The sequence below is a fragment of the Pyrolobus fumarii 1A genome, assembly GCF_000223395.1.
GTDB lineage: Archaea > Thermoproteota > Thermoprotei_A > Sulfolobales > Pyrodictiaceae > Pyrolobus > Pyrolobus fumarii.
The window spans coordinates 389,502-416,249 of sequence record NC_015931.1; the positions used below are offsets into that span (position 1 = coordinate 389,502).

General features: G+C 58.0%; 29 protein-coding genes and 1 CRISPR repeat array (1 of these 30 cut by a window edge). Of the genes, 12 read left to right on the forward strand and 17 right to left on the reverse strand.

Annotated elements, in window-relative coordinates:
* Nucleotides 1-1,750: a CRISPR direct-repeat array (repeat unit 25 nt; unit sequence GAAACAACCAAGAATGAATTGAAAG) (it extends 695 nt beyond the left edge of the window).
* A gap of 395 nt (nucleotides 1,751-2,145) precedes the next feature.
* Both PYRFU_RS02145 and PYRFU_RS02150 read right to left on the reverse strand, forming a co-directional pair.
* A complete protein-coding gene (locus PYRFU_RS02145) occupies nucleotides 2,146-2,595 on the reverse strand; it encodes a PIN domain-containing protein (RefSeq protein WP_014025966.1) in 450 nt (149 codons plus the stop codon).
* On the reverse strand, nucleotides 2,582-2,854 hold the full coding sequence (locus tag PYRFU_RS02150; RefSeq protein ID WP_048191377.1) for a hypothetical protein: 273 nt from the start codon (nucleotides 2,852-2,854) through the stop codon (nucleotides 2,582-2,584). The genes PYRFU_RS02145 and PYRFU_RS02150 overlap by 14 nt, the downstream gene beginning before the upstream one ends.
* 268 nt (nucleotides 2,855-3,122) lie before the next feature.
* Between PYRFU_RS02150 and PYRFU_RS10345 the strand changes: the two genes are divergently transcribed.
* The gene (locus tag PYRFU_RS10345; protein ID WP_014025968.1) at nucleotides 3,123-3,296 is read left to right on the forward strand and encodes a hypothetical protein; all 174 of its coding nucleotides are present in this window, start codon (nucleotides 3,123-3,125) and stop codon (nucleotides 3,294-3,296) included.
* A gap of 70 nt (nucleotides 3,297-3,366) precedes the next feature.
* Here the strand turns inward: PYRFU_RS10345 and PYRFU_RS02155 are convergent, their stop codons facing one another.
* Complete coding sequence (locus PYRFU_RS02155; RefSeq protein ID WP_048191378.1) at nucleotides 3,367-4,008, reverse strand: hypothetical protein; 642 nt, start codon at nucleotides 4,006-4,008, stop codon at nucleotides 3,367-3,369.
* A gap of 190 nt (nucleotides 4,009-4,198) precedes the next feature.
* On the opposite strand from PYRFU_RS02155, the gene PYRFU_RS02160 reads away from it, so the two are divergent.
* Genes PYRFU_RS02160 through PYRFU_RS02175 form a run of 4 tightly spaced genes read left to right on the forward strand, consistent with a single transcriptional unit; the run spans nucleotide 4,199 to nucleotide 9,257 of the window.
* Nucleotides 4,199-6,457: an ABC transporter substrate-binding protein gene (locus PYRFU_RS02160; RefSeq protein WP_014025970.1), complete on the forward strand. Its 2,259-nt coding sequence runs from the start codon at nucleotides 4,199-4,201 to the stop codon at nucleotides 6,455-6,457.
* On the forward strand, nucleotides 6,438-7,487 hold the full coding sequence (locus tag PYRFU_RS02165; protein WP_014025971.1) for a FecCD family ABC transporter permease: 1,050 nt from the start codon (nucleotides 6,438-6,440) through the stop codon (nucleotides 7,485-7,487). The genes PYRFU_RS02160 and PYRFU_RS02165 overlap by 20 nt, the downstream gene beginning before the upstream one ends.
* Nucleotides 7,484-8,308, forward strand: a complete 825-nt coding sequence (locus tag PYRFU_RS02170) for an ABC transporter ATP-binding protein (protein WP_014025972.1) — start codon at nucleotides 7,484-7,486, stop codon at nucleotides 8,306-8,308. The genes PYRFU_RS02165 and PYRFU_RS02170 overlap by 4 nt, the downstream gene beginning before the upstream one ends.
* 52 nt (nucleotides 8,309-8,360) lie before the next feature.
* Nucleotides 8,361-9,257, forward strand: coding sequence for a hypothetical protein (locus tag PYRFU_RS02175; protein WP_014025973.1), 897 nt, complete (start codon nucleotides 8,361-8,363; stop codon nucleotides 9,255-9,257).
* Nucleotides 9,258-9,292: 35 nt separating this feature from the next.
* Here PYRFU_RS02175 and PYRFU_RS02180 read toward each other — a convergent pair whose 3' ends face one another.
* The 3 genes from PYRFU_RS02180 to PYRFU_RS02185 all read right to left on the reverse strand — a co-directional run bounded on the left by PYRFU_RS02180 (nucleotide 9,293) and on the right by PYRFU_RS02185 (nucleotide 10,770).
* Complete coding sequence (locus PYRFU_RS02180; protein WP_014025974.1) at nucleotides 9,293-9,739, reverse strand: protein-tyrosine phosphatase family protein; 447 nt, start codon at nucleotides 9,737-9,739, stop codon at nucleotides 9,293-9,295.
* Between the two features lie 53 nt (nucleotides 9,740-9,792).
* Entirely contained in the window at nucleotides 9,793-9,936 is a 144-nt protein-coding gene (locus tag PYRFU_RS10350; RefSeq protein WP_014025975.1) for a hypothetical protein, read from the reverse strand.
* 117 nt (nucleotides 9,937-10,053) lie between these two features.
* A complete protein-coding gene (locus PYRFU_RS02185; protein ID WP_014025976.1) occupies nucleotides 10,054-10,770 on the reverse strand; it encodes a helix-turn-helix domain-containing protein in 717 nt (238 codons plus the stop codon).
* Nucleotides 10,771-10,864: 94 nt separating this feature from the next.
* Here PYRFU_RS02185 and PYRFU_RS02190 point away from each other — a divergent pair, with 94 nt between their 5' ends.
* Genes PYRFU_RS02190 through PYRFU_RS02215 form a run of 6 tightly spaced genes read left to right on the forward strand, consistent with a single transcriptional unit; the run spans nucleotide 10,865 to nucleotide 17,015 of the window.
* Complete coding sequence (locus PYRFU_RS02190; protein ID WP_167827793.1) at nucleotides 10,865-11,335, forward strand: hypothetical protein; 471 nt, start codon at nucleotides 10,865-10,867, stop codon at nucleotides 11,333-11,335.
* 13 nt (nucleotides 11,336-11,348) lie between these two features.
* The gene (gene cas7a, locus PYRFU_RS02195) at nucleotides 11,349-12,437 is read left to right on the forward strand and encodes a type I-A CRISPR-associated protein Cas7/Csa2 (protein ID WP_014025978.1); all 1,089 of its coding nucleotides are present in this window, start codon (nucleotides 11,349-11,351) and stop codon (nucleotides 12,435-12,437) included.
* Nucleotides 12,438-12,451: 14 nt separating this feature from the next.
* Nucleotides 12,452-13,261 carry a type I-A CRISPR-associated protein Cas5a gene (gene cas5a, locus PYRFU_RS02200; RefSeq protein ID WP_167827794.1) on the forward strand — a complete coding sequence of 270 codons (810 nt, stop codon included), beginning with the start codon at nucleotides 12,452-12,454 and terminating at the stop codon, nucleotides 13,259-13,261.
* Nucleotides 13,262-13,271: 10 nt separating this feature from the next.
* Entirely contained in the window at nucleotides 13,272-14,519 is a 1,248-nt protein-coding gene (locus PYRFU_RS02205) for a hypothetical protein (protein ID WP_014025980.1), read from the forward strand.
* On the forward strand, nucleotides 14,516-16,141 hold the full coding sequence (gene cas3, locus PYRFU_RS02210; protein ID WP_014025981.1) for a CRISPR-associated helicase Cas3': 1,626 nt from the start codon (nucleotides 14,516-14,518) through the stop codon (nucleotides 16,139-16,141). Before PYRFU_RS02205 ends, cas3 begins: the two co-directional genes overlap by 4 nt.
* The gene (locus tag PYRFU_RS02215; RefSeq protein ID WP_014025982.1) at nucleotides 16,116-17,015 is read left to right on the forward strand and encodes an HD domain-containing protein; all 900 of its coding nucleotides are present in this window, start codon (nucleotides 16,116-16,118) and stop codon (nucleotides 17,013-17,015) included. The genes cas3 and PYRFU_RS02215 overlap by 26 nt, the downstream gene beginning before the upstream one ends.
* A gap of 134 nt (nucleotides 17,016-17,149) precedes the next feature.
* Here the strand turns inward: PYRFU_RS02215 and PYRFU_RS02220 are convergent, their stop codons facing one another.
* The 7 genes from PYRFU_RS02220 to PYRFU_RS02250 form a co-directional block, all read right to left on the reverse strand.
* Complete coding sequence (locus PYRFU_RS02220; RefSeq protein ID WP_014025983.1) at nucleotides 17,150-17,545, reverse strand: hypothetical protein; 396 nt, start codon at nucleotides 17,543-17,545, stop codon at nucleotides 17,150-17,152.
* Nucleotides 17,546-17,754: 209 nt separating this feature from the next.
* Nucleotides 17,755-17,958, reverse strand: a complete 204-nt coding sequence (locus tag PYRFU_RS02225) for a hypothetical protein (RefSeq protein ID WP_048191385.1) — start codon at nucleotides 17,956-17,958, stop codon at nucleotides 17,755-17,757.
* Nucleotides 17,959-17,998: 40 nt separating this feature from the next.
* Nucleotides 17,999-18,256 (reverse strand): DUF2283 domain-containing protein, encoded by a 258-nt coding sequence (locus tag PYRFU_RS02230; protein ID WP_014025985.1) that lies wholly within the window; start codon nucleotides 18,254-18,256, stop codon nucleotides 17,999-18,001.
* Nucleotides 18,228-18,452, reverse strand: coding sequence for a hypothetical protein (locus tag PYRFU_RS02235; RefSeq protein ID WP_048191388.1), 225 nt, complete (start codon nucleotides 18,450-18,452; stop codon nucleotides 18,228-18,230). Before PYRFU_RS02235 ends, PYRFU_RS02230 begins: the two co-directional genes overlap by 29 nt.
* A gap of 483 nt (nucleotides 18,453-18,935) precedes the next feature.
* Nucleotides 18,936-19,187: a hypothetical protein gene (locus PYRFU_RS02240; protein WP_167827795.1), complete on the reverse strand. Its 252-nt coding sequence runs from the start codon at nucleotides 19,185-19,187 to the stop codon at nucleotides 18,936-18,938.
* A gap of 116 nt (nucleotides 19,188-19,303) precedes the next feature.
* Complete coding sequence (locus PYRFU_RS02245) at nucleotides 19,304-20,644, reverse strand: hypothetical protein (RefSeq protein ID WP_167827796.1); 1,341 nt, start codon at nucleotides 20,642-20,644, stop codon at nucleotides 19,304-19,306.
* Nucleotides 20,596-20,994 carry a protein-tyrosine phosphatase family protein gene (locus PYRFU_RS02250; RefSeq protein ID WP_167827797.1) on the reverse strand — a complete coding sequence of 133 codons (399 nt, stop codon included), beginning with the start codon at nucleotides 20,992-20,994 and terminating at the stop codon, nucleotides 20,596-20,598. Before PYRFU_RS02250 ends, PYRFU_RS02245 begins: the two co-directional genes overlap by 49 nt.
* Nucleotides 20,995-21,333: 339 nt before the next feature.
* Here PYRFU_RS02250 and PYRFU_RS02260 point away from each other — a divergent pair, with 339 nt between their 5' ends.
* The gene (locus tag PYRFU_RS02260) at nucleotides 21,334-21,531 is read left to right on the forward strand and encodes a hypothetical protein (protein ID WP_014025990.1); all 198 of its coding nucleotides are present in this window, start codon (nucleotides 21,334-21,336) and stop codon (nucleotides 21,529-21,531) included.
* A 364-nt stretch (nucleotides 21,532-21,895) separates the two neighbouring features.
* On the opposite strand, the gene PYRFU_RS02265 is transcribed toward PYRFU_RS02260, so the two are convergent.
* Genes PYRFU_RS02265 through cmr4 form a run of 4 tightly spaced genes read right to left on the reverse strand, consistent with a single transcriptional unit; the run spans nucleotide 21,896 to nucleotide 26,748 of the window.
* Nucleotides 21,896-23,809 carry a hypothetical protein gene (locus tag PYRFU_RS02265; protein ID WP_167827798.1) on the reverse strand — a complete coding sequence of 638 codons (1,914 nt, stop codon included), beginning with the start codon at nucleotides 23,807-23,809 and terminating at the stop codon, nucleotides 21,896-21,898.
* Between the two features lie 20 nt (nucleotides 23,810-23,829).
* Complete coding sequence (gene cmr6 / locus PYRFU_RS02270; RefSeq protein ID WP_048191391.1) at nucleotides 23,830-24,969, reverse strand: type III-B CRISPR module RAMP protein Cmr6; 1,140 nt, start codon at nucleotides 24,967-24,969, stop codon at nucleotides 23,830-23,832.
* A gap of 6 nt (nucleotides 24,970-24,975) precedes the next feature.
* Entirely contained in the window at nucleotides 24,976-25,653 is a 678-nt protein-coding gene (locus PYRFU_RS02275) for a hypothetical protein (RefSeq protein WP_014025993.1), read from the reverse strand.
* Nucleotides 25,654-25,665: 12 nt separating this feature from the next.
* Nucleotides 25,666-26,748 (reverse strand): type III-B CRISPR module RAMP protein Cmr4, encoded by a 1,083-nt coding sequence (cmr4, locus tag PYRFU_RS02280; RefSeq protein ID WP_014025994.1) that lies wholly within the window; start codon nucleotides 26,746-26,748, stop codon nucleotides 25,666-25,668.

The following is a 26,748-nucleotide window of genomic DNA, read 5'->3' on the forward strand; positions in this document are numbered from 1 at the left end:
AGAATGAATTGAAAGTAACAGCAACCGGTCAGGTCAAGTTCGTGGTGAAGCAGTACGAAACAACCAAGAATGAATTGAAAGCCGGCGGCAGACGCGGTCGTACCTGCACTTGTCTAGCTCTCTGGAAACAACCAAGAATGAATTGAAAGCCTGGCTTGGATACGTCTGGTGCAGCCGTATACGCGACGCTTCCAGTGACACGAAACAACCAAGAATGAATTGAAAGTTTCTCACCACGCTGGCTTACCCCGCTCTCCATGCTTTCGTGAAACAACCAAGAATGAATTGAAAGTTGAACTTCGTCGGGATGAAGTGCACGTTGATGTACGATGACGGCTTGAAACAACCAAGAATGAATTGAAAGCAGCCTCATGACTAGCTTGTGCACGGCCTTGACGAGCCCGCCTAGCGAAACAACCAAGAATGAATTGAAAGGGCCACCACCGTCAGCCCGAAGAGCGTCTCTATAGCGTCCACGAAACAACCAAGAATGAATTGAAAGCACCTTTGCCGGCGGCCACTCCTCGACGATCCAGAACGGCTCTGAAACAACCAAGAATGAATTGAAAGGCGCTATACATCAGCTTGACGGCCACCGTTGTCTTGCCCGTGCGAAACAACCAAGAATGAATTGAAAGGTTGGATTAGCTCGGTTGCTCCAGGCATACCACCCGACCCCCGATGAAACAACCAAGAATGAATTGAAAGGACATCCTCTGGCTTCGCTAGGCGTCGCTTCAGCTTGAAGACAATGAAACAACCAAGAATGAATTGAAAGCAGTAGTTCAGCTGGGCCCAGAGGACGCGGTGGTTGACCCCCACGGAAACAACCAAGAATGAATTGAAAGACACTAATAACTCGCTCAACGTCATCTGGGGTCAGGAATTTCGCGAAACAACCAAGAATGAATTGAAAGCGCCGCGTCTAGCTCCGCCTGCACACGGGCCGCGATGGTGTCGAAGAAACAACCAAGAATGAATTGAAAGTCGATATCCCTGAGGGCGTGCTCTACGAGCATCCTTCCGTAGAAACAACCAAGAATGAATTGAAAGTGGTGGCAGCAGCTCATACACCTGGTAGCCTGCGCCGCGCATGAAACAACCAAGAATGAATTGAAAGTCGGATGTTGAGGTGGCCGTGATACTCCGTCACCTCCGCAACAAGAAACAACCAAGAATGAATTGAAAGGGGGGTGTATACGTATCGGGTTAGAGGCCCTCGGGGGCGCTAGAAACAACCAAGAATGAATTGAAAGTGACCACCCATCGGTAACACGCACTATTGCTTGTCATACAACGCTCCTCGTTGCTAGGAAACAACCAAGAATGAATTGAAAGGGCATCAAGTGCCAGGATTAGTGGCTCTTCGCCCGGAATGTCAATGAAACAACCAAGAATGAATTGAAAGCGCCTTGAACGTGACGATCCGCATAGATCCGCACCGGTGTTACCCGAAACAACCAAGAATGAATTGAAAGCCATCCATGCAGACGGTGGTGGAATGCCGGACATAGACGATGTGAAACAACCAAGAATGAATTGAAAGGTTCTCGCCGCCGTAGTACATGCGTATCGTCACCGTCCCGTTGAAACAACCAAGAATGAATTGAAAGCGAGACCCTCAGCGACGCGCTCTCTAACGCTGTTTACGAAACAACCAAGAATGAATTGAAAGTATGCCCCTGTGGACGATGTCCCCGAGGAAGAGCCAGGGCTCCTGCATGCGAAACAACCAAGAATGAATTGAAAGTCAATAACATACACGACGCCTCTCATGCATGGCGGCGTAACGCTCATGATCATCACCGCTGGGTCCGTTGTGTTGTCGATTTCGTACTACAACCTGGCAGGACGCTTGGCCAGATCTATGCCGCCGTATCCCTACGGCGAAACCGGACTACTACATGGACGGCTGTAAATGCTACAATATCGGTGGTGCGGCTTCCTAAGCGGCACCGAGCTATACTTGAACTGCATAATCTCGCTGAAGGAGGTCTCACGAGCAGCGAACCCGGGATACGCACGATGCTCGAGGGCGGAGAAAGTACCTTCTTCAAGTGCCTGGAGGGAAACGAGGCAGGGATGATACTCGCGCTACCATCGTGAACCGGTGCGAGGCTCCCGTCTGGTGTAGATGGACGGGCGTTAGTATCTCTCCACACTACCAGGAGCAAGGATGAACTCCGGTTTGCGCCCGAGCCACTCACCTATCCTCTCCAGGTTCCTGGTAATCTCCCTCTCGGGGCGGAGGAAAAGGGGCGTAGCTGCATATAGCTTGGCGGTTGCAAGGGTGAAGCAGTCCCCGAGTGCCACGGGTATCCTACACTTACAGTCCGCCGCGTACACCCAGAGATGCTCATCCTCCACTATCTCGACGAGCCCCGAGTCGAGGAGTAGCAGTATCCTCTCCTCGGCGGTCTCCCTCCCCCAGAGTCTACAGGCAACGTAGAACGCCTCGGTCAGCGAGAGCCTCGCCGCATAGGCATCCACGGCGCCTTTTACAAGCTCCTCTGCCAGGCGCTTCACAATCCTAGAGCCTGCCATAAGCTCTATGATCACGCTAGCATCGAGCGCCACACGCCTAGAGCCTTTCATCCTTTAGCCTCTCCTCGCGGAGAAGCCTAGCAGCCAAGAGCGTATCGTGCTCCTCGACGGGTCTCCGGAACAGCTCCTCCAGGAGCCAGGGTCTCCTCTCCCTCAGCCTCTCGTACGCGAGCATCCGCAGAAGCTCATCGTAGTCTAGGCGCCTGCCTAGCCTAGCCTCCATTTCCGCCAAGAGCCTCTCCAAGAGCCTCTTGGTCTCTATGCTCACCCTTATGGTGGTGTATCGCTGCGTCATATACACACCGTCCATCTCATACCCATAGCGGTCGAATAATAAGAGTGGCGAGGTACGGATCACCCTCGTTGACGTATGCGAGTTGTACATGCACATCCGGGTCTGTAACCGTCGCGTGGCGCGTGTGGCTATGAGTCTCGGGCTGCTGGTTGTGAGCGGCAGGTATGGTTGAAGCGGTCTGAGGCCCACCGCCGTCGGCACGTGTAGCGGCATTGCTAGCAGCCGCTTAGAAGGGCGACGGAGAGATGTAGAGTCAGATGCTTGTGTATCAACACGAGTATCTTTGATACGAGCTGTCCCCGTGAATCCCGCTACAGAGGCTATCGTCCATCTCTTCAAGAGGGATGCTTATACTCGCAAGCATCTCGCGGAGCTCCTGGCCCCGAAGCCGTATGCAAGGCTTGTTAGCATCAACGCTATGCCGGGGGCATTGCGATCAGACTACATGATGAGGTGAGTGGCCTTTGCCGGGAGAGGGGACGGGAGCGGCTTCGTTCTAACCGGTGGGGTTGATTTCGTGTACTATTTTAGGCTGGAGGTGCATCGATGTATACGGTCAGTATGGTTCTCAGGGTGTCTACCCTCCCTGTCCCTAGCTTCGAGTCGTGCTTGACGAGTATGAAGATTGGCGCCTCGCGGCATTCCCTGTCCTCTGTCTTCTCTCCCCTGCACCACATGCTGAGCGTGGTATGACTATCAGGTTGCTCGTCGGGTGCGCGTACACCCTCTATCCTCACGCACAGGGGGCTCGTGTCTATACTCAGTTTTAGCCTTAGCGGTGTCGGCAGGTGCTCTAGGCTTCTCGGGTCGCGTGTGTATACCGCGTAGCCCTCTATGATCATGCTCTTCTCTACGCTGCCGAGTACGGACTCCACTGCTACCCGGTCGCCGTAGACCCATTCTCCGCTCGCGGTTTTGGAGAAGGGGCCTCTACGGTAGGCTATCATGGCGTAGCTTGCCCTGCCGCCCCTCCACTCGAGCCGAAGCCCATCCTCCATGTGCACAAGGACAACGGGCGTATACCTGACACCCTCCTCACCGACAACCATTATGTTCGTCACGACGTGGGGGTCTAGCCTGCCATCTATCCTCGGGTAGTGCCCCCATCTCGCGACGAGCCTAGAGCCGAGAGGCTCAAGCCAAGCCTCGTGGTTCACGCGAGAGTCCATAGGGTATCGCCGCGGGTTACCCGTCACGGTGCCCACTGAAGCTCGTTGTGCAGCTAGAGGCCTCTGTACCGACCCGTATACTTCTCGCCCGTTATTTCCCGGTTGTCGTGTATCCGCCGCGAGACGGGTTCTGAGGCACGCGCTACGCCAATATCTCGTAAGTTGCCCGCCGCGAACGGTGCACCGAGAGATGCGCGTCGACAAGCATCTGCTCTTCGTGGTTCTCGCCGTTGCTGTTGGTGTGGCGCTACTAGCCTGGATTGCCAGCGTGAGCAGCCCGCAAGGCACGGGCGTAACCACCAATACTGGGGCGGCTGCAACCACCGGAGCCACTAGCGGTATTGGTGGACGCACGGTTACCCTGACGGACCTCGCGGGTAGGAGGGTCACGTTGAGGGTGCCCGTCGAGAGGGTGGTTGTCATCGACGGGGGGCACACAGGGTACATCGTCGCCATTGACGCGGTGGCTGGAGAGAGGGGGCTGCGGGCTATCGTCGGCCTCGACCTTAGCGAGTGGAGGCGCGTGAGACCACAACTCTACACCCTCTACGTCTCCACGCACCCGTGGCTCGCCCGAGTAGCTGACGTCGGCGCCTCGTACAAACAGCTCGACATAGAGGAGATTATCAGGCTGAAACCCGACGCGGTGCTCGCGCATCCCACGGCATTCGAGCGTCTTAGGGAGAGCGGTGGCCTGGCGAGACTCGAGAAGGCGGGGATACCGGTTGTTGTGATAGACTTCCACTCGGAGGAGTGGAGCAAGACCAAGAGGAGCATAGAGATTCTCGGCGTGCTGTTCGGCGCCGAGGATAGGGCTAGGGAACTCATAGAGTGGTACCGTGAGCATCTGCGCCTCGTGGAGGAGCGCGTGGGCGACCTCCACAAGCCGCCCGTCTACATCGAGGCGGGGTACAGGGCGTGGCGCACGTGGGGCTCCGGGTACATGTGGGGGAGGCTTGTGGAGATCGCGGGAGGCAAGAACATTGCTGGCGGGTTGTTCCCGCGCAGCGGCGACGTGAACCCCGAGTTCGTGGCGGAGGCGCAGCCGGAGGTTATCATTGTGACTGGTGGCTGGTGGGCGAGTGGAGGCCCTAGGCTAGGCCCGAACGTCACGCGCGAGGAGGCGCTCCGGTCGCTAGCCGAGTGGGTCAACCGCACTATACTATCCACGACGCCGGCCCTACGACACTATCGTGTGTGCGCCGTGTACCACGCGCTGGCGCGGACTGTCTGGGACGTTGTAGGCCTAGAGTACCTCGCTAAGGCTATACACCCGGCCGCGATGAGAGACGTTAACGTTACGCGCGACCTGGAGGAGTTCTTCGAGAGGTTCCTCTCCATCCCCTTCCGCGGCACGTGGTTCGTATGCCTAGAGCCCCCGAGGAGGCAGGTGACGATAACCGACGCCCTGGGCAGACGTGTGACGATAACCGCGCCAGCGCAGCGAATAGCCGTCATGTACGGCCTCGAGGACCTGGTGGCGGTGGGCGGCGAGGATGCATTATCGAGGCTTGTCGCGCTCAACAGGTTCAGGTATGAGAGGTGGAGGCCGGACTGGTGGTACATGTGGACCAGCCACTTCCCCTGGATGAAGGAGCTGCCGAACACCGGCCAGCCCGGCTACGGGCTAAACCTAGAGTCCATCATAGAGTCTAAGCCCGACGTGCTCATAGTAGCGGCCTTCATGTACAAGCAGCTGGTCGAGAGCGGGGCGATAGAGAAGCTGGAGAGGGCCGGGATCCCGGTTGTAGTGATAGACTTTGTGCCAAAGACCACGAGTCTAGAGGAGCACCTGGAGGCGGTGAGGCGCAGTATCTACGCGCTGGGGGTGATCACCGGCTACGAGGATCGCGCCGAGAGGCTCTACAAGCTCTACGAGGAGCACGTGGAGCATGTGATCGAGCGTGTCTCGGGCCTCGAGCCGACAAGGGTGCTGGTGCTCGCCACGTGGTCCAAGTGGCGTGCCTATGGCGCCGGAGGCATGTACCAGGTGTGGATAACGCTCGCCAACGGCGAGAACATAGCGGCTGACGTCGTGAAAGGCACGAGCGGGGACATAAACCCGGAGCATGTGATCAAGAGGAACCCCCAGGTGATAATATTCACGTGTAACAACAACATTGTCACCGCGGAGGGCACGAAGCAGATCGAGGTTATCGGCTACACCGTTAACAGCACGGAGCCCGCAAAGAGGGTGCTACGCGCGCTTATCGAGAGGCCTGGGTGGGAGAAGCTAGAGGCGGTCAAGAGCTGCAGGGTCTACCTGATACACCATGGCTTGTCGCACGGACACGTATTCCAGTACGTGGCTCTGGAGTACATCGCGAAGTGGCTGCACCCGGAGGCGTTCGCCGACCTAGATCCTCATAAGAGCCTCGAGGAGTTCTTCGAGGAGTATATGCCGTTCCCCCTGAGGGGTGTGTGGGCCGTTGGCCTATGCGGCGCGTAGCGAGGCTGTAGCGCTATACGAGCGGCTGGTGGCTAGGAGGAGGCTAGCGCTCGCCGCATCCGGGGCAACGCTACTCATACTATTTTTGCTCGACGTCTCTCTAGGCCCCACCCTCATACCCCCCGGCGAGCTGGTAACTGCGCTGTTTAGGCCGGAGAGCGTCGAACCCACGGTCGCCGTAATCGTGTGGGATGTGAGGCTGCCGGTTGCACTAGCAGCTGTGCTCGCCGGAGCCTCCCTCGGAGCAGCGGGTATCGTGATGCAGGTTATACTGGATAATCCGCTCGCTAGCCCCTACACGCTTGGCGTCGCGGCTGGCGCGGCTTTCGGCGCGGCGCTCGGCTACGTGATGGGTCTCCAGCTTGTGCCCCTGCTAGGCGAGTATATGGTCACCGTGAACGCCTTCACCGTCGCCCTGGCTGTATGCCTCCTCGTGTACACGCTTGGGAGGCTACGGGGCTTCACGGCTGAGGCGTTGGTGCTCGCCGGTATAGCGGTGAGCTATGCTTTCCACAGTGGCCTCGCGCTACTAGAGTACATGGCGTCCGAGGAGGCGCTCCAGGCGATAGTGTTCTGGCTCTTTGGGAGCCTATACAAGGCCACGTGGGGCAAGCTAGCACTCCTGGCGGCCGTGCTCGCGGCCAGCCTTGCTCTCCTAACGCCGCGCGCCTGGAGGCTCACCGCCCTCCGGCTGGGCGACGAGACGGCCAGGAGCATGGGTGTGGACCCGCGCCGTGAGAGGCTAGTGGCGTTCACGACGGCCAGCCTGTTGACAGCCACGTGTGTAAGCTTCTTCGGAGTCATAGGGTTCGTTGGGCTCGTCGCGCCGCACACGGCTAGGCTTATGGCCGGCGAGGATCAGAGGTATACGTTGCCGCTAGCCGCCCTCCACGGCGCCATAATAATGTCCGCAGCCAGCACCCTCAGCAAGGTGATCGTGCCGGGGGCCGTACTGCCAATAGGCATAGTCACCTCCCTCATAGGCATACCGTTCCTACTCTCGCTCATGGCGCGGGGTGGTAGAAGGTGACTGTCGTCACTAGGGACATTCACGCCGGCTACAAGGGCAGACCAGTGCTACGCGGCGTCAGCTTCGCCGCCGAGGCTGGCCGCCTCACCGTGATACTGGGGCCTAACGGCGCCGGAAAATCGACGCTATTGAGGGTGCTGGCGGGCCTGCATAGGCCGGACCGGGGCTACGCCATCATAGCCGGGTTGCGCATCCCCGGCGCGAGCACACGCGAGATAGCCCGGCGCGTAGGCTACGTCCCGCAGATGCAGCAAGGGCGCCCACTCCTGACCGTGATAGAGTATGTCGCGATGTCGAGGGTTGTGGCTAGGGGCTCCTGGAGGCTACGCGACGATGACCTCGAGGAGGCGTATCGCGCTCTCCAGCTGCTAGGGATAGAGCACCTGGCGGGTAGGGTGCTGAGCGAGTTGTCGGGCGGACAGAGGCAACTGGTGAGCATCGCACAAGCACTGGCCAAGAGGCCCCAGGTTCACCTCCTGGATGAGCCTACCTCGGCCCTCGATATCAGGAACCAGCATATGCTGCTCGACCTGTTGAGGGAGATAGCCCGGCGCGAGAAGGTCACCATAGTAGCGGTGCTCCACGATATCACGCTGGCAGCCAACTACGCCGACGATATAATCGTGATGCGCGACGGCACTATCGTAGCCTGTGGGCCTCCCCAGGAAGTGCTAGACGAGAAGCTAGTGAGCACAGTGTACGGCGTCAACGCTAGGATAGTGGAGCTCGACGGCTGGAGGACTGTGCTGGTACGCGCACCTGGACGTTCCAGACTAGCACGAGGCGGGAGCCGCGAACAGCGCCAGACCAGCACCGTATAAGCGCAATGCTTTACTACACCTTCAGGTGTATATATTGTGAGGTATGCTGCTCTTGTCCGCCATATACTCTGACCTGCTGGATATGCTCGGGAAGCTGTGTAGACGCAAGTGTGACATCTGGGATACGGCGTGTATCTCGGAGCTCGTGAAGTGCTGGTTCATCGAGTGCCTGGAGAGTGTGGGCGACGGGCGCTACAATGTGTCCGACAAGCCTGGCTGCGAGGCTGGAGGCTACACGGTATTCCAACGTCTCCTAGAGGTGATCGACCGCGCAACCTACGCAAATATAATCACCGAGGTTGGGGAGCTGGCAGACCTTCACCGCAGGGCTATTAACGTCAGGCTCGCCCACCTGGATGGGCTGGCATCCCTCACATCCTGGAGCCTCGTCCTCTTCTTCACCCTCGAGTGGGACTCTCTCCCGGCTGTAAGCAGGAAGAGGAGAGTGTTCTACCTGGAGACCGGCCCGGTCAAGCTAATCTCATCGTGCAAGAGGAGTCTCCTGGAGCCAGGGCGTAGCGCGCCTAAGATGCTAGAGTGTCGCGTCGAGGCCAGGAGCGACGCGACACTGGCGTATATGAACGTCACGACCTCGAGTTTCATATGGGGCCCGAGAAGCTTAAACGATGTGAAGCTTGTCATGCGTGATGCCCGTAGAGCGGGAGACGCGCTAGACGCGCTTGGCGCCCTCACGCGTCTCTTACTCTGCAAGCTCGAGGTAAGCGAGATCAAAGAACTGATGCTAGAGGCTATATTGTCGACCCCCTACGTCGAGATTCGGCTTGGTAGAGGCGGTAGGCTAAGCGCGTGGTACATACACACCTTTACGGGGCTCAGCGAGGCGGCTGGCCACCCACGCTACCTCGAGCAGCTAAAGGAGCTAGACGAGCACGCGAAGAACATTCTACGAGAGTTAGAGCGCGTCACCACCATGGCATGCAAAACATAGGACACGAAGCACACAGTACAACACGTGTTGCCGCGCTATGATAGCGCCACAGCCGTCGCCACGAGCTTCTCCAGCTCGCGAGTTAGCCTGCAGACCGCCCTGCGTTGCTCATCCGTCTCCGGGCACTCTAGGCCCCGCTTCTCGCTATACACGCGTATAGCATCGTGGCAGGATATGCCCTCGGCCACGGCTATGACGGCCGAGGCCACTGTGCCCGTCCTACCGCAGCCGCCAGCACAGCATATGGCTACCCTGCCCTCACGCTGGAGCAGCTCGAGCGCCTTCCTGGCAGCACCCTTGACGTTGACCCACGGTTCAACGCTGAAGTCCTCCACGGGATAGCAGTACGTGTTAGGCTCCACATCGCAATACTCCTCCTCGAGTATGATCACTGGGGCATCCACATACTCTAGCACCTCGACACACGGCCCACCGTAGACCACACCAAGCCTCGTCTCTACACGCACAATGTCACGCACCACACTACCACCCCCACCAGGCTCGAGACACTATACGATACGGCGTCGCACACCTCCTAGTTCGTCTGTTGCGCTTGTTGCAGGGGCTGGTCGTCCTCCTCCACGCTGGTGATGCGCGTGACCTCCAGGAGTAGTATGCGTCCGTCGTGGCTAGCGGCGACGAGACGTAGTTCTATGCGCACTAGGCTGGGTGCTGACATGTCGGCTGACCATCCTCATACTACCGGCTGCGCGAGTATTTCAGCGTTTCCATCATGGGGGCAGCCATGTACCTATGTTTGAAACGGGCAGGGCGGCCGGCGAAAAGCGCCCTCATGTCATTGTTTCAGGCTCACCTTTAGCCGGTAAACACTGCTCGTCTCGTCCTTCTCTAGAACGCCCTTCTCGACGAGCCTCGTCAACACGCGGTATAGCTTCGAGCGGTTTACCTGCACCCCCTCTTCTGCCAGCCTACGGTTAAGCTCGGATAGCGTTGCGCCGCCCAGGGAGCCTAACACCCTCAGTATAGCGACCTGGAGGTGGTCACCACTAGAGAGTACCGTGGTCAACCTCGTTATGTCCGAGAGGCGTTGCACTATACGCTCCTCGGGCCTACCTTCGGGCTCAACGCACAACTCTATGAGGTCGTGTCTCTCCTCGGGCTGCGCCAGGATAGCAGTGTAGAGCGCGAGCACGAGGGGGCGCATCCCGCTCGCAAGGCAAGCAAGGATCCTCATACCGCCTGGTGCCGAGAGGTCGCGATCCACAAGCTCGTACATGGCCACTATGTTGCCGGGTAGGTTGCGCGGCGGGAGCTTGTGCACCTCTACGTTGACACCCAGCGGGGCTAGGAGCGACTTGAGCGTGTCCAGCGCCTCCTGGGACCTCCTCTCGCCGGTAGGGTCGCCGGTCGCCGCCTGGTAGAGCACAAGTTTGTCGACGCGCCCGCGGCCCAACGCCTCCTTCAGGCAGTGTAGTATGGGCCTCTCGTCAAAGCCTATGACGGCATGTATCGAGTACCCGCCCCGGACCGGAACTTGACCGTTGGCCTCCACTCTCGCCCCCTTAAGTAGGGGCGGCGCCGAGGTTTCATACTTCTGTGCTTAAATACAGGCTCCAAGGCGTACGTACCGCCGGGTATGCGCGTCCTTGCCACGCGGGGTTGACACTTGCCGGGAGTGTATGGATAGGCTTATCGAGGGCGGGTTCAACGGCGTTGTGAGCGTGTTGAGGGTTCTCGCGGAGACGGGTAGGATGGGCCCCGTTGACCGCCTGGGCTTCACGCTCGACAGGCACGTGGCTATCGAGGCTCTCACGGAGGCCATGCGGGTATTCCACGCCCTCGCCAACGGCGCTAGGCTCGTCCGCATTGAGGCTGGCGGCGGAGCCAGGGTGTACAGGTGCTGCGAACTCTACAGGGTCGAGACTGGCGAGCCGTGTAGGGGCGTGAGGGGCAGGGCGCTCGAGGGCGAGTATGCCGGTAGCGAGGTGTGCTGCGTCCCGTGCCCGGAGGCGCCGCGCGACGAGGAGGTTAGGGGTGTTGTGGAGTGCATAGAGGGCTCTAGCTGCTGGCGTGATTTTACACGTGCTCTCGTAGCCCGTGCACTGGCTAGGCCCTAGCGGGGTGGGGCCCGTGGCGTGCAGCGCCTACCTCACGCTAACCGCCAGGCTACTCGTCAACGTAGAGGCTCTCAATATGGCGGAGACTGTGGGTAACCTCGCGAGGCACAAGCGCATACCCATGGTGGTACCCGTTGAGGGCGAGGAGGGTGCAGCCCTCGAGCTTCGCATGATGCCGGCTATCTCTGGGCAGAGCCTAGCGCACGGCTATCAGCGCGTGTTGGCGCGGAGGGCGCTGGCCAAGGGGCTGCCGGTGTGCAAGCTCTGCGAGCAAGGCGTGTTCGTGAAACATGCTAGCGACGAGGTGCTGGAGAGGCTCCGTGGCCTGGGCGACGCTGGCGCGACTACCCTACTACAGCTCGTGAGCGACATGAAGAAGGTGAGGAGGCCGAGTAGTGAGCAAGCTGCGCGGTTCGTGTCTAGCTTCGAGGAGGGGGTTGTGAGGTCGTGTGTGGTTGAGGATGTGGGTGGCTTCCTCTACGCGGGTAGGCTGCCGGTTAGGAGGACCAGCCGCGTAAGCTTCTCGTACATGATACCGTCGCTGCAGTACGTCAACGCTGTTGGTGTTGAGGGTGTGCTCCACGCTAGGCACGACCCGGTGGCCGTCGGCGAACAGATGATATACGTTGTGGAGGTTGGCGCGGCTCTCTACACGTTCAGTGTGCTCGTCGACCTTTGTGGCATCGGTGTCGTGGAGAGGCAGGATGGTGGGGAGACAGTCCTCGAGGATAGGGTGGAGAGGGTTAGGGTAGCTGTTGAGGCTCTCGGGGAGCTTGTGTCCGGCGCTGCTTTCGGCGCGAAGCGCTCCCGTATACTGCCGCACTGGGAGGTGGAGAGTATAGCAGCGGCTGTCGTTGAGGGGTTCCGCTTCCAGATGCCCGGCGGCCACCACGCCGGGTACATAAGAGAGGCTGCCGAGAGGCTATCTAGAGCGTCTAGGCTCCTCGGCGGCTCGTGGAGGATGGCGTTCTACATCCGCGAGTACCCTGTTGGGAGGCTTACCGAGGAGCCCAGCGTGGAGGGGGTGGCGCAGGCAAAGAGCCCCGAGGAGGTGTTCGAGAAGCTGGTGGAGTGGAGTGTCGAGGCGGTTACCCGGGGCTAAAGGGGCTAGAGGCCATGCCGGCGGTTGCTGTCGTGGCGGTGGTCGAGGCTGTCTGGGGTTGGAGTGTCAGGGTGCCGGGCGCATCGGTTGGTGGCGGTAGCCTCCCGTTGCCCCCACCCACCACGGTGATAGGCTCCCTCGCGTATAGCCTCGCTAGGCTGCTAGGATGGCCCGAGACCCTCTACGAGACTGATACAGTCGGCGTAGCTGCCTACTCGTCCGCCCGTAGGCTAGCCTCGGCTGTGCTGTCGGCATCCGCTGGTCTGCTAGAGGGTAGGGTGGTCACGGCGTATGACGTAGTGAGGACTGTGAACATACCGTTCATAAGGCCGGAGAATAGGCGCGACACGAGCCAATGGCTTAGCGTCAACGCGTTCGGCGTCACCATCGCCCCGCGTGCAAGGCTATGCATGGCCATAGTGTTTGACGGCGAGAGGCTAGAGTCGTTGGGTATCAACGAGTCTCTGCTCGAGAAGGCCGCGTGGAGCATCTCCAGGCTGGGGTCGAAAGAGGGTCTAGTGAGCGTGGTTGAGGCTGGCGTGTTCCGCGCCGAGCGCGGCGCCGGCCCCACGAGGCTCTATGGCAGGAGGGGCGTACTCCAAGGCGAGCATATCGTCGCTCTCCGTGCTTGGAGCCCGTGGAGCGACGAGTCCTGGATGGGCCTGCAGAGGCGGGGCGCCGAGCTACTAGAGCTAGAGGCGCCGTTGAGGATCACCGGGCCGGTCTACGAGCCTACGCCCGAGCCCCCGGTCGCCATCGAGGGCTGGAGGGTTGAGGCTAGCGGGTTGCTCGGCGAGTGTGGCACCATACCCGTCCTAGCCTGAGGTGCCCGTCATGGTGTGTAGGCTGCGCCTCGATATACCCGAGGGACTGGTTGCTCGGGACTTCGCGCTCAGCCTCCTCTACCTGGCCGCGCCGGGCCGGGTAGAGGCACGCGGAGAGGACGTCGAGGTCGACATGCCGGATTGTGACGCGCTGCTGGACGTTGTGAGCGACCTCCTCGGCGACCCGTGTAGGCTAGCTGGCTCTTCCCCATCGTCGAGGAGGTCTGTGGCCAGGACTTGTAGCGCGGAGCTACCGCACGCCAGTGAGTTCGAGAAGCTGGGGGCCAAGCTGAGGGCCGGCGTCCGCATAAGGAGCGTGAACGATGCTATCGAGGCGCTCCGGAGGCTATCACGCGGCGAGACGATAGACTCTCCCCGTGTAGACTCTAGGCCGCTCATACGTGCGGAGTACCGCGAGTATGCCAGGGGGTTCGGCGGCGCCGTCCAAGGCGCGGCGGGGTCCACTACGGGGAGGGGGCGAAGGGGGAGGACGCATTCCGTCTCCGTCATCGCGGCTAGGAGCTACCTGCCAGTGTCTATACACGCTCAGCTCCTAGCCGCACTAGGCTACTGTGCGACTCTCGCCGCGTTCGAGGGGGGTGGGCGAACCCACCATCTCCTCGTCCACCGGGGCTTCTCCGACGCCCTCCAGCCCCTACTCCCGGGTCTACACGCCAAGCTACGCCTGCTATACCGGAGGTACATCCAGGCGAGCAACATTCTAGACCCCAGCGTGTACCTTGTCGCGGCCTCCGCCCTCGTAGCCGCAGAGGCGAGCTGCGCCGACATAGAGGAGGGCGACCTTACACTACCCGTAGCTAGGCTGACGCTCAAACAGAGGAGCGCAACACTCGACGTCCTTGAGGAGGCTCCCCTGGGCTCGGTCTACAGGTTGTTGTGTAGCGCGCAGATCGACGTTCAGACTAACCTCCTTGAGCCTATACTCGTGTTGTGGGACGCCGCTATGCGCGGCGCCGACCAGATAACAGCTATACTGAACCGGTACGCTAACAGCCTTCTCGTCGCGTCTATAACGGGTTCGACCGACTACCTGTTAGCCGCTGAGCGTGTGGCTTTCGCGCCTCTAGTCAGCGGCTCTGAGGTGTTGCACGCCAGGGGTAGCACCTGCCTCGAGCGGGGAGCGTGCATCTGCGCCAGCGACTCTACCCTCCCGGTGGGCGCGGCGCTCGACCGCCTCGTTAACTTCGCCCGTATGGCGCTGGAGTCTCTACTCGCACGGAGGTCCATGGGCCCGTGAGGGCAGGCGTGGGTGAGCTGCTGGAGATCTACGAGGCCTCTCCGCCAGAACGGGGGTTGTTCATCGCGCCGACGGGCTACGGGAAGAGTAGCCTGGTAGCCAGCCTAGCTTCTCGCCTCGTCCCCGCCAGGATACCTCGCGTGATACACGCTCTGCCGCTGCGCGCTATACTCGAGCAGCTCTACTCGAGGCTCGTGGAGAGCGGCGCGGGGCTAACCATAGGCTACCAGGCTATGGGTCTCGGGTTGTCGGGCAAGACTCCCTTCATGGCTCCTCAGCTCGTACTAACGACCTACGATAGTCTCCTGGTTAACCTGCTGCGCGGCAATGTGGCTGAGAGGGGGTTGGGGCACTACGAGGCGCCACGTGCACACATCCTCTCATCTCTTATCGTGCTCGACGAGATACACCTCGGCCTCTCGGCGGAGGGTCTACTCGACACCCTCTACACGAGCCTCTGGGCGCTCCGCGGTATGAGGGTGCAGCTGCTGTTAGAGACGGCCACTATGCCACCCGGGATGATGCTGGAGGTCGCGAGGTTCGCCCGCCCCGACCTTATCGTGGCGGTGTTGCCGGGGGATGGCGAGTGTCTGGATAGCCTCGGGTTGAGGGGTGTTACGGGTGCGAAGGTGCACGTGGTTGTGGATAGGGAGTTCTATGAGGGTGTTGCGGCGACATCGTGGGAGTATGGGCTTCTCGAGCAGAGCAGAGTAGCGGATACGGTGGCTACGCTCGCGGAGAGCGGTCGTAGGGTGCTCGTGGTGATAGACTCTGTTGCTGGGGCCGTGGACGTGTATAGGGCGCTTGCGGCGAGAGTTGGAGAAGATAAAGTTGCCCTCATCCATGGTAGGATGGCTCCGTTTGAAAGGGAGCGTGTCGTCAAACGCCTAGACTCTATCCGTGTCCTAGTGGGTACTAGCGCGGTCGAGGCGGGCATAGACGCTGACTTCGATGTTCTCGTGACTAGCGCTGCGAAGCCTAGCTCGCTTCTACAGAGGATGGGTAGGGTCGCGAGGCGCCCAGGCAGACTCGAGAGGGCCGAAGCGTACATTATAGATGATGGTGGCGATGCGAGGCGCCTGCTACTCGCCTTGCAGGGCGTGCACCCGAGGCTACCCTGCCCCTATAGAGGCTGGACGGGATACACGCGGCTACTGGCCGTCGAGGAGGCGCCCAAGCCCCGGTTTGACGCGCGGCGCCTGGCGCTCGCCTACGCCGTGATAGACCCGCGTAGACTCGAGATGCTGCTGCAGGGGTTCTGCGACCTTGTTAGGAACGACCCCCTAGTGCCCCTCGTTCCCAGCGCGTACCTCGAGCGTATCCTAGACGGCGAGCCGCTAGGCATGTACGCCTTCCCTGCTAACCTCTCCACGGTCGCCAAGAGGGGTGGCGAGTGGCTCTCGTGGTGTAACGGGCGGGGTGTGCGCGTCGTCAGCCTGGAGGCTAGAGGGGAGGGCGAGTGGAGCAGCGCAACCAGTTACTCGCTCGACTGTAGCGAGGCGCTGGGGAGATTACTGAGGGAGGGCACCGACTCATGCCGCGCCATACTCGAGGCCATGGAGAGGGAGGGAGTGGCGGCACTCGTGGTGGAGGGTTATGAGCCTGGGGTCGGGCTCGTGTAGCCTCTACGCCTGGGAAGGCGTGACTCTGGAGAGGCACGCTAGGTGTACAGCCGCTGTAGCCGAGAGGCTATACGGCCCCGCATGGCGCTACTCGCTAAGCACGATGAAACTCCCAGATAGCGCGGCAAGCACACTCCTAGACGCGCTCACGCTCTCGGCCCTCCTCCACGACGCTGGCAAAGCACTGTTCGACAACCCACGCTCATTCCGCTGCCACGAGGTGTACGGCGCCATACTGCTCACATCTGCAGCCAGAGCCTCCCTGCGAGCGCACGACCCCAGGAGAGCACTGGCATACGGCCTGGCGGCACTCACGGCATACCTACACCACCACGGCATGGGCAGCAGCAGGTACGCAGCGTGCCTCGCGGGCACCGGGTACCAGGATATACTCCGCAGGTTCCTAACCGGGAAAGAACCAAGATGCCAACTCCTAGTCGAGTGCCTGAAGAGCGCCACCGAGAACGAGAGCATCACAGGCATGCTAGACAAGCTGTGCAGCTACGCATCGCGCGGCACGCGCCTACTGACCTCCGGTAGCCTGGCGGAACAGGCCTCAACCATCGCTATAAGAGCGCTTAGACAACTGGGCGTCAAGCACGACGCCGACGCAATCATCGGCCGCCTATCGACACTACTGGTTGGATTCGTCAGCATCGCAGACAGCGTATCAGCGCTACTCGAGAAGCGCGAAGAGAATCAACCCGCCATCAACTGCACCAGCCCGAGGAGATACCATATACGCATACTCTGCGAGATAACCGGCTTCAAGGGAGACACGCTAACCAGGCTCATAGCCGAGCTGGCCACCACATGCAGCGGTAACACTATCACACCGTCGAAAACCCACGCCAACACTTGTTCACGAAGTTAACACCCAACATGTATCTGTTCTGCCAGAAGTAGCCCCGCACACGAGAGGATCATTGACACACCACACAGGCAGAGGATAGAAGCCAGACGCGAGAAGCCGAAACGGGCAACCCCGCAATCCGCAACAGGCTACTCCTATCCGATCAGCCCGAGCATCTTCAACACGACCGGCAACAACAGCGCCACTAGCGTTAACCAGATGCTGGCTAGCAGCCCCACCATCCACTTGACAAGGTTATCCATCCTATCCTCGAGTCTCCATATCCCCTTCCTCAACTCCTCCATCTGCCTCTGTAGCCTCTCCTCTACCTCCCTCATCTCCCTCTTCAGCCTCTCCTCCATCTCTCTCATCTCGCGCCTTACCTTCTCCAAATCCTGCTTTGTCGCGACATCCCGCAACAACCCCTCCAGCAACAACGAGCGCAGCGTCTCCTCCGTCGCTATGTCCAGCGCCAGCATGCGCGCCAGGCGCCTCCGCTTCTCCGGGTGCCTAGCAGCATCCTCGAGCAACCGGTCTATGAGAGACTCCAAACAAACCCCTAAGCAGTATACGTCACTAATGCCACCACTATATCACCATCGCTAAGCGTGCCGCACGACACCCGCCAAGCCCGAAGACACACGGAGCGCATGGAAAATGACTACTCGGCTGTAGGTGAACTGTCGTATGCAAAACAACCCGCGGATGAGAAGTTTTGTGATGTGAGTGGCTTAACGGCCTGGGTGGAAACTGTGCTCGTTTACGCGACTCTCTTGACTTGTATGCGTGCTAGCCCGTAGCCTCTGCTCTTATGCCCTCCGATGATTATCGTGTTGCCGCTCTTCGCAAGGTACTCGATGAGCATTTGTAGCAGCTTTTCGGCCTCCCGCCACGCCTCATCCACCACCTCGAATCTCTTTCCTATGCCAAGCTCTAGCATCATCTCGTGAGGCTGCTTAACCACTAACATGTAGCCGGTGAACTCAATGCCAGGTTCTACATACTCAACATAGCCGTGTTTGCTGCCTCTTCTCCCCGATGATCCCGGTTATCTTCTCCGAGGGTCTCTCCGCGATGGCCTCAATTATCCTCTCTGCCTTCCACACCTCGATGCCGACTATCCTCCCGTCCCTCACCTCGGCGAAGATATCGTCGGCTATCTCTATAGTATCGTCGACCGGCCCCTCCTCGACGAGGATGTAGAGGATGTCGTGGTCGGGGTCGTAGCGTATCCTAGGCTCGCGTATCTCCGCAGCACCCATGTATACACACCCATCTGCCGCTACTCACCCTACCCTCCTCCACCTCTAACCCGCCAGTCGCGATCACCGTAACCACCACCATGCACCCCTGCCCCTCCTCGGCCACAACGAGCACACGCCAGCTACCGATCCACGAGGCGTAGACCAGGCGCCTCGCAACCACATCATAGTATATCCTGTCGGCCTCCTCCATCACCGCGAGCACCGTAGCCGCGTCGATGCGCCTCTCCCCAGCCAGAGCAGGACATGACGAGTGAACCTCTCACGCACCCGACGCCCAACCCTACTCCCGCCGATCGACGAGTAGGCAAGGAAGCCGCCTTACAGGATAGTAATACCATGGTTGCATCGGGGCTCTATACTAGCGGGGCTTCGGGGCTATCAGGCTGGTTTCGTCTCCACTGCTAGGTCTTCACAGCTTCCCCCGGACCCACGAAACCCTCCTATACTCCCCGGGGATACCCAAATGTAGCCTACAAACGCGGGCCTCGAGGCAGCGTAGATGGCTGCTGTCATCAGGACTGACTCCCTACCCCGCCACGTCCGTCACGTCGCCCACGCCTTATGCCGAGCTCGTCTAAGAGCATGTGTAGTTTTCCGCAGCCTCGAGCGAGTCCACGTCAAGGCTCACGAAGGAGCTTGATTTCGAGCCAGTAGCCGCGGGCCAACGGCAGCTTGCCTACGCCTGGGCAGGGCACTCCCAGGTTATCCTCGCTACCTTCTTGGCAATCTTCTGGCGGGCGACAATCATCGGCACTATTATACGCGCATCGCGGGCTGGCCTCTCGCTCCAGGCGTATAGCATCGTGTACTCCAGGAGACCTCTACTCCTCATACACTCTGCCAGTATTCCAGCTACCCTCGTGGACTCAACCCCGAAGCATGTACAAGTATAGTATAGGTGCAGCCTCGGGTACACACTCCCATACAAGGCTCTCCATACTAGCCCCGGTAGCACCTAGAACCCTCCACGATGAGACTACACAAATGCTCGAGGTCAACCACTCGCCTACACCTCGAGAACATAATCACGTATAAATAGAGTTCTTAATCTTCTCTCGCCTCTCTGCTCTGGCTACCATCCTCAACTTCCAACTCCAGCTCAGTTCCTGCAACTGGCATCTCTCCTAGACTCCGCTCTAAGCACTTGTTAACTGCGTGCGACCTCACCCTCATCGCTATGTTGGTAGCTAACCTCTCTACCTCCTCCGAGTGTAACACAAGGTAGACGGTCCCCTTTTGCTCGAACACTGCATCTAGAAGTTCCACCTTGATAGACGCCCATGTGGGTACCAGGAGGATCCAGCTGTGTTTCTCTCCACGACTGATCAGCTTGTCAATAGCCTCCTTGGCTTTGCTTTTCACTCTCTCCGCTAGGCGCTTAGCAGCCTCGAAGCACTCTTCGGGGTCGCCTCTCGATGTTACGCCAAGTCCAAGTATTTCCTTCCCGACAACCTCGCCTATGATATCGTCTAGCAGGCGTTGTGTTGATCTGCGCACCTTCCTCTCGGAGAGGAGCACCTCTAGGAGTGGCCTGGACTCTGCTTGGGAGTATGCGAGTACCGCGTAGGGAGTCCCCCAGCGCTCGAGCTGTTCCTGGACCATATTATCGCGGGATAACTGTACCAGCACGCCGCCAGTCTCCGATGCAACGCTCCAGATGAGGTCTAATGAGGGGTCAATCCTAGCTATCTCCTTGAGGCGGCTGGACTCTATCGAGGCAAACCCGGTGAGGCCATCCATGTCGAGGAGTATTTCTACTCCGAGCTTGTCGCCGCGAGCGTAGATGCGATAGGCCCTTACACGGACACGTCGAAGCCTATCGGCAACTATGTACTCGTGGGGCTCGCACAGCGTCTCTAAACACACGCCCTCGTTGCCACGCGGGTAGGCCGTAAGTAGAGCCTTAGGGTAGAAGAGCTTCCTTAGCCCGTTGAACTCGGCTAGAACGTCGATGATTTTCTCCTTGGCGTCACGCGGCATCTTGTCTAGGAGCCTCTCGGCTAGGATGAGGGCCTCTACCTCGTCAGGCCTCACGGCATACGGGAGCCTCTCCCAACCCTCTCTCGCTAGCACCGCGTCAACCTCCACCATGCCGTGACCAGCAGCCTGCAGGTGATGCACCAGCTCGTGGAGGAGATCGCCCAAGCCAGCCCCGCTGTACAGTATGACTCGGTGCTCATCGGGCAGGTACCTGCCGCGGATCACCGGGTCCCTATGCTCATCCTCGGCGTTCTCCACCTCCTCGCGGAGGGAGAGGGTAACCCCACGCAGAGGCTCAGCACCAAGCCCGGCGAGGACACTATTGACAGCCTCTAGTAGCCGCTCTTCAAGCCTCCTCAGCCTCTCGACAAGCACCCTCCCCGCCACAACACCCGGAGTCGGCATAACCGGCTACCCCAGCTGCCAGCGCCTCTCCTACCACACGCCCCTGCGAGACTAATCAGCCTACAGACCGCCTTCCCACCGCCCCTAGCCTCAGGACGCAACATGCCCCGCTCCCTGCTGAAGACCCTCATCGCCTCTTTGCACAACACGCTCTCGACTATAGCGATGTCCGCCGAAGCCACCATGCCTGTGCGGCCGCAGCCACACTCACAGCAAATAGCCACCTTGCCATGCTCCTCTAGAAGCTCTAGAACCTTGCACAGGACATTTACGATGCTCTCCCAGGGCTTGACGCTAAAATCGAGCACTGGGTAACGGTGGCTCAGCTCCTCAATGCCACACCACGGCATCTTCATAGTGCCGACAGGCTAGGATCCAAATGCTCCCCAAGACGGCCACGATGCCGCCGGTTATGCTAGGGCTCACCATGTGGTACGTGTAGCCGGATCCTGTCACGCGGCCGCTCCGTCGACCGACAAGAACTGCACGGAGAGCCTTGAGGTGGGGCGGTAATCTGTGACGCTAGCAAAGCCCTCTTTGCGGGCACACAGAGCTTCAGCTGTCACGGGTTTACGGAGCAGTACTGCCTTCTCTCCGCGGCTAGGGCCCCGTCCTAGCGAGAGTGTGGGAATGGAGAGGCCTAGCCTAATAGCCTCACGGCTCGCACGGCATACCTCCGCCACCATGGCATGAGCAGTGAGAGGTACACTACCTCCTGGACGGCGAGAAAGCCGTCATACGAGAAGCTAACCAAGCACCTCGAGCCAGCGACGCCAGCGAGGCCGCACACAGCCAGGAGAGCCCTAGAGACGCTCAACGTGAAGCAAGACACGCACGTCATAGTGGGTAGGCTATCGAACCTCCTAGTAGGCTTTTATTATCAATAGTGGACTGTGTATCAGCGCTCGTCGAGAGCAGGGATGACACGCCACACGAGGGCACGACCCACACAAAGCCCAGAAGATACCATCTGCACATACTATGCGAAATGTCGGGTTACGACAACAGGAAACTAGAGAAGTCCGTGGACGAACTCCTCTCAACATACACCGGCAAAAAAAAAAAATCTCCATGCGAAACTACAACAAGTTCGCCACCCCGAACAGAATGAATAACATTGTGATGTGCGACTATCACAGATGGAGACGCCATGAGGGCGGTTAAGTACACTAGGGTTTCCTTGCCTCCTTTCGACGTCGGTAGAAGTGTGGTAATGAGAGAGCAGAAAATGTAAGATAGGCACCGACGTATCTAGAGTAGTACGCGTTTCAGCATTGCTAGGGAGGCTTCAAACACCTTGTTGATGATTTCTTCACGGACAGCGTCATCGGCTACATTCTTTGTGGCGACACAGTGAGTGGGGCAGGCACCACATACCCTTCCGCTGTCCCAACCAACGATACCATTAACAAATTGCGTGGCACCAGTGTGACACTTGACACTAACTTGCGCCCGACATGTTGCGATATCAACCACGTTGAAGGTGCCATGCTTACCGCAGACAATAAGCGAGCCTACCCTCTCCTTATAATCCTCCAGTAGTTTTGAAGCCATTATCACTACGTACCAGCTATTCGTCTTGCCTATAGGTGTCATTATCACCGGCGACTTTCTCCTCCCAGCTTCCCTACAGTTGCCTACTCCGTAGCCGTTCCCCTTTTGGTTCCGTGGCAAGCCAAGTATCCATGTATGGAAGGTCTCCCCCATGCTCGTCGTGCTAGCGCCACAGTATAACTTCCATACGCTCTTCAGTACTGAACGTGCAATGGCGTCGAGCACGGCTATCTCGTCGGGAGGCCTCACCCGCCTAACTAGTCCAGCCTGCCTAGCCTGCCCCACAGTACCACTTGTAATCAATATTTTGTAGACTTGTTCACTTTGCCGGTAGCCCACTGCTTGCACTGGTAGAGGCAACGGGTGATGTATGGGGCCTATGGTGTGGACATCTATGCTATTCTTTATACGTTCTTCGAGCCCATCCTCGGGTTCCTCAACAACACCTATCTCTACAAGTAGCCGTGCCATACTGATTAATAATTTTTGCGATTTATCCGCGAAACCATGGGCATCGCCGTCCTTCATACTCTTCGCGAGCTCTGACACCAACCTGCCCACTTCAGAGTCAATTAGATTACTGCCGTCAGCCAGCCTCGGTATGAACCTGCCGAAGCCTCTTGCACCACCCCTCCCGAAGCCGTGCAGGGCAGCCGCCAACGCCACAGCTGCTATGGCCAGGCTGGCTAGCTGGCTATGTAGTCCTCTTCCCAAGAGTAGGCTTGCCTCAAACCCGTCTATCCTAAGCTCGACTTGATAGGCAAATCTACAGCTAGGGCTACAGGCGTAAGGCAGGGGCAGTTTCTCGAGAAGCTGGTCTATATCCTCAGCGTTGATCAGATTTAGTTTCACACGGGGATTGGCAACTAGACCTGCAATCGCATAAAGGCATCTATCCCTAGCGATGAGCTCAATGAGCCTCGATAGCTTATCGTTCCTGAGAATATAGTTAATATTGTTTCTGAGTGATTTGCATTCTCTCCCCGTCACAAGGCTCCTAATGATGCTCCGAAGTACATCTGGAAACTTTGCATCGAAAATCTTGGATACCAGCTCTTTAGCACCCTCCTCACTAAGGTTCTTTACAAGCAGATCGTACTCATAGAGCGTCTCTAATACTCCTATCAAAAGTCTAATCCAGCAGACAGGGCTGCGAGCATAACTACGTGTATCAATTCCCTGGAGGATAAGCCTGTAGACATTCTCGAGGCACCTCCTAACTTTCTCCACACACCTCCTGGCATGCCACCCGTAAGTTTCTATGTTAATCGCGGGGTGAACGTGTAACTCGACGATCGATTTTCTTGTATTATGGGTTTCGCCCGTGTAACCGAAAAGCAGGCCTATAAGCTCGTCAACGCGTCGCAGGTCACGCTTGTCCGCCGCTAATGCCGCAGCAACAAGCCTAACAATCCATCTTGTAACCCCCTTTACCGTCTCCGAGTTCAGGGGCGTAACGTATGGCCATCTGTGCTTCATAGTTGCTGTTGAATAATCGCCTCCCCACCAGGGTGTATATGGCTCGAGTATCACCTTGACGATGGTATACCTATCGTTTAACAAGTTATTAATCGTGTTCACGTCAATTACTTGTACAGAGAATCCCGTCATGATTGAAATCACCTCCTTCTTCACCTGTATATAATCAACTCTTTTAGTATAAAAACTGAGTATCCTCTAGCCGTACGCGCGCCAATACCTTGAGAAAGTGCGGTTTTCAACAGTACTGCTAGCATATATTCAGGAGCTGCGACTTTAAGCTTTAACAGGCTTGCAAGCTTTCTCAACGTGTCCTCCGAGTTACAATAGCAAGTGGTGGCTATACACCCTCTAAACACGAGTTTCTCTCTGAGGACCACGTGGACTACCGGTGTTGGTTGCGCCTCGAACTCGCTCCTAGCCTCCCTGTAGTGCGGTGTTATCACGTAGGGTTCGAAAATTGGACAGGATTCTGCGCTATTCTCGCACCCGACGAGTATAGCGTCGGTGAAGACTAGGCATGATGTGCGAGCCTCTAATCTCGACTCGAGGTCGCGTAGGCCTTCACGCCCAAGAAGCTTCTCGAGGAGCATCCTCTCTTCTCTCTGCAGATCCTCAGCCGCACCGAACAGCTCATAGGCGAGATGTATACACTCGCGTTTATTTGAAGCCCTCTGTGCACAGAGAGAGACCAGTGTTGCTCGCAATGCGCCTTTCACGCTTGAGGCGGGTAGGTACACAGTATAAAGCGTCGGGTGAATCGCTACTCCGACCTCGAAGAGGGAGTAAAGGGGGCCGCTCGACACACCCCAGAGGCCTTTCGAGGATAACATCGCCTCGTAGGTTAGTACGAACCCCCTACACATCCTGGCTTCCCGTCTCAACGTCTCAATGAGAGGGTCTCCGGGCGCACAGTACGGTATGCCACTAGGCACAGCTTTAACTTCTGACAACTTCTCGGCAGCCCACTTTTTTAACGCAGCTTGTACTTCTTTCACGTCGCTACTCCTCTGCAGCGTCTCCTCAACAACTCGCAGAGCTTCATCCACAAGCCTTGGGTCGCTTACAAGCCTCTTCAGCCTCTCCCCTAACTCTCTAAACTGTCTCCTGACACTCTCGACCTCCTGCTGCCGCTGTCTACGGTCACGGCCAGACCTTCTTCTATCCTCATTCTTGCTTCTAGCCATACTGGCTAGCGCGACTAATGGAAGTAGATTGCGTAGATACGCATCGAGACTTTGATTAATAACCATTATTTCTCCATGTGAGCGCATCGCTCGCGTCTCTGTCAACACTTGTCACCCCTTGTAGAGACCATCTAGATACCTCTTCATCGCGACGAGGAAGTCCAGTATCATGGCTTTGGATCTTCTAAATGCGCCATTCTCTTCAGCCTCGACTATGGCATTTATAAGGGAGCTCAAATCGACGAGATTCCCCTTTAGAATACCGAGCTGCTCCAAGCCCTTCACGGTTAGCACCAGGATCAGCGTGTAGCCGTCCTGGCTACACTCTCTGTCAAGGTGCCTAGCTATTGTAACATCGCATGCCGTGCTGGCTGCTGAAAGGCTGTTATAGAGGGTTGTGTAGCGGCTGCGATCCGCCTTAGACAAGTGGAATATGAGGGCCGAAGCAACACCATAAGATGCAGCGTGTGATGTTAGATGCGCAGCTCTTGTTGGAAGAGCTTCACACTTGTAAAGCCCCAACACACATCTTAACGATCTTCTTACAAGCTCGTCTTCCACTACCTGCTTTATATCATAACGTTCTCCCCTTGTAAGTGCCTCGAGCAGAGCACCCTTATGCTTCCTAAACGCCTCTCTAGCTTGTTCGAGCCGCCTCTCGTCAAGCTGTCTTCTCTCCGAGCTTATGCTAATATCAAAGCAGTAGTCATCTCCCATACAACTCTGTATCAACATGTATAGCTTGTGTACGAGGCTGCCTGCAACAACGAGCGGCGTGTTGCGCGACAAGGCCATTCACCCTTAGACAACTTTTACGCGTATGATACCCGATGAGAGCGTATACTTGCCGCCAAGGATCACAGTGTCAATGCTCTTTAGGTGTGAGTTAGCGTCAACGTTGATACCGTTTTGTCTACCAGCCTCGCACACCCTATTCTCGTAGATACTCTCCAATACAGCGGCTGCAGTTAGAGATCTTCTCGGTATGTACTCCTCTGTCCATAAAGCTCCCTCAGCTACAGTCTTTGTGTCGATACGGAGCCTCACCCTGGTAACGCGGACGAGGAGAGTGTCTACAAATCCCTGGCCGTCCCCCTCGCTGACGATTATCACGGGCTTACCCTGGACTATGCTCGCTCCGTGTCCTCCCTTACCCCAGTAGGCCTTCTCACTTAGCTTAAGCAACACGTCAATAGCATTCTTGCACTCGGAGAGTTCACCAGGTAGACTCTCAAGGTGTAACTTGTAATCACGTACCGTGAAGACATTGCCGGATACGTTGCCAACCTTGTATGCTCTTCCCTCTTCAAGGCTATAGGCTTGCGAGGCTATTCTGGAGAGGCAGTCTAGAAGACTACCGGCCTTCATTCCGCCCTTCTCACTGCCTATGAACTTGTCACTCCCGGCCACAAGCGTATAGACTCTAAGCACGTCAACAAGCTTCTCGAGCAGCCAAGGTGTGGTTACATAGGCTGTGACCCCTTCTTCGCTCCTAGCGGGCAGGGCATAGACTATCATATCGGTGAATGCCAGCTTAGAGGCACCCTCCTCGCCCTCCTCGGGCTCCGGGCCGTAAAGACAACAGCAGGTGACACAGCCAGCAGCATCCTGCATGTTAGAGACTTGTACAACACGGCTGCACTGTACACGTCCCTGTGCACGGTTGAAACAGTTGTTATGTTTGCACCAGTCTATACAAGCCGTTGAGACCATACACCTAGTTTTAAGCGCGCCTTTGACTTCAGAGCGTGGTATGACTGGGTATCCTCCGGGATCCCTCTGCACCGGAAGATCGACTACACCGGGGCTCCTGCCTGCACCTGGATGCACATCAGTAACGGCTATGCCAAGCATCAACCAAGCTCTGGAGAAGATACCTGACAC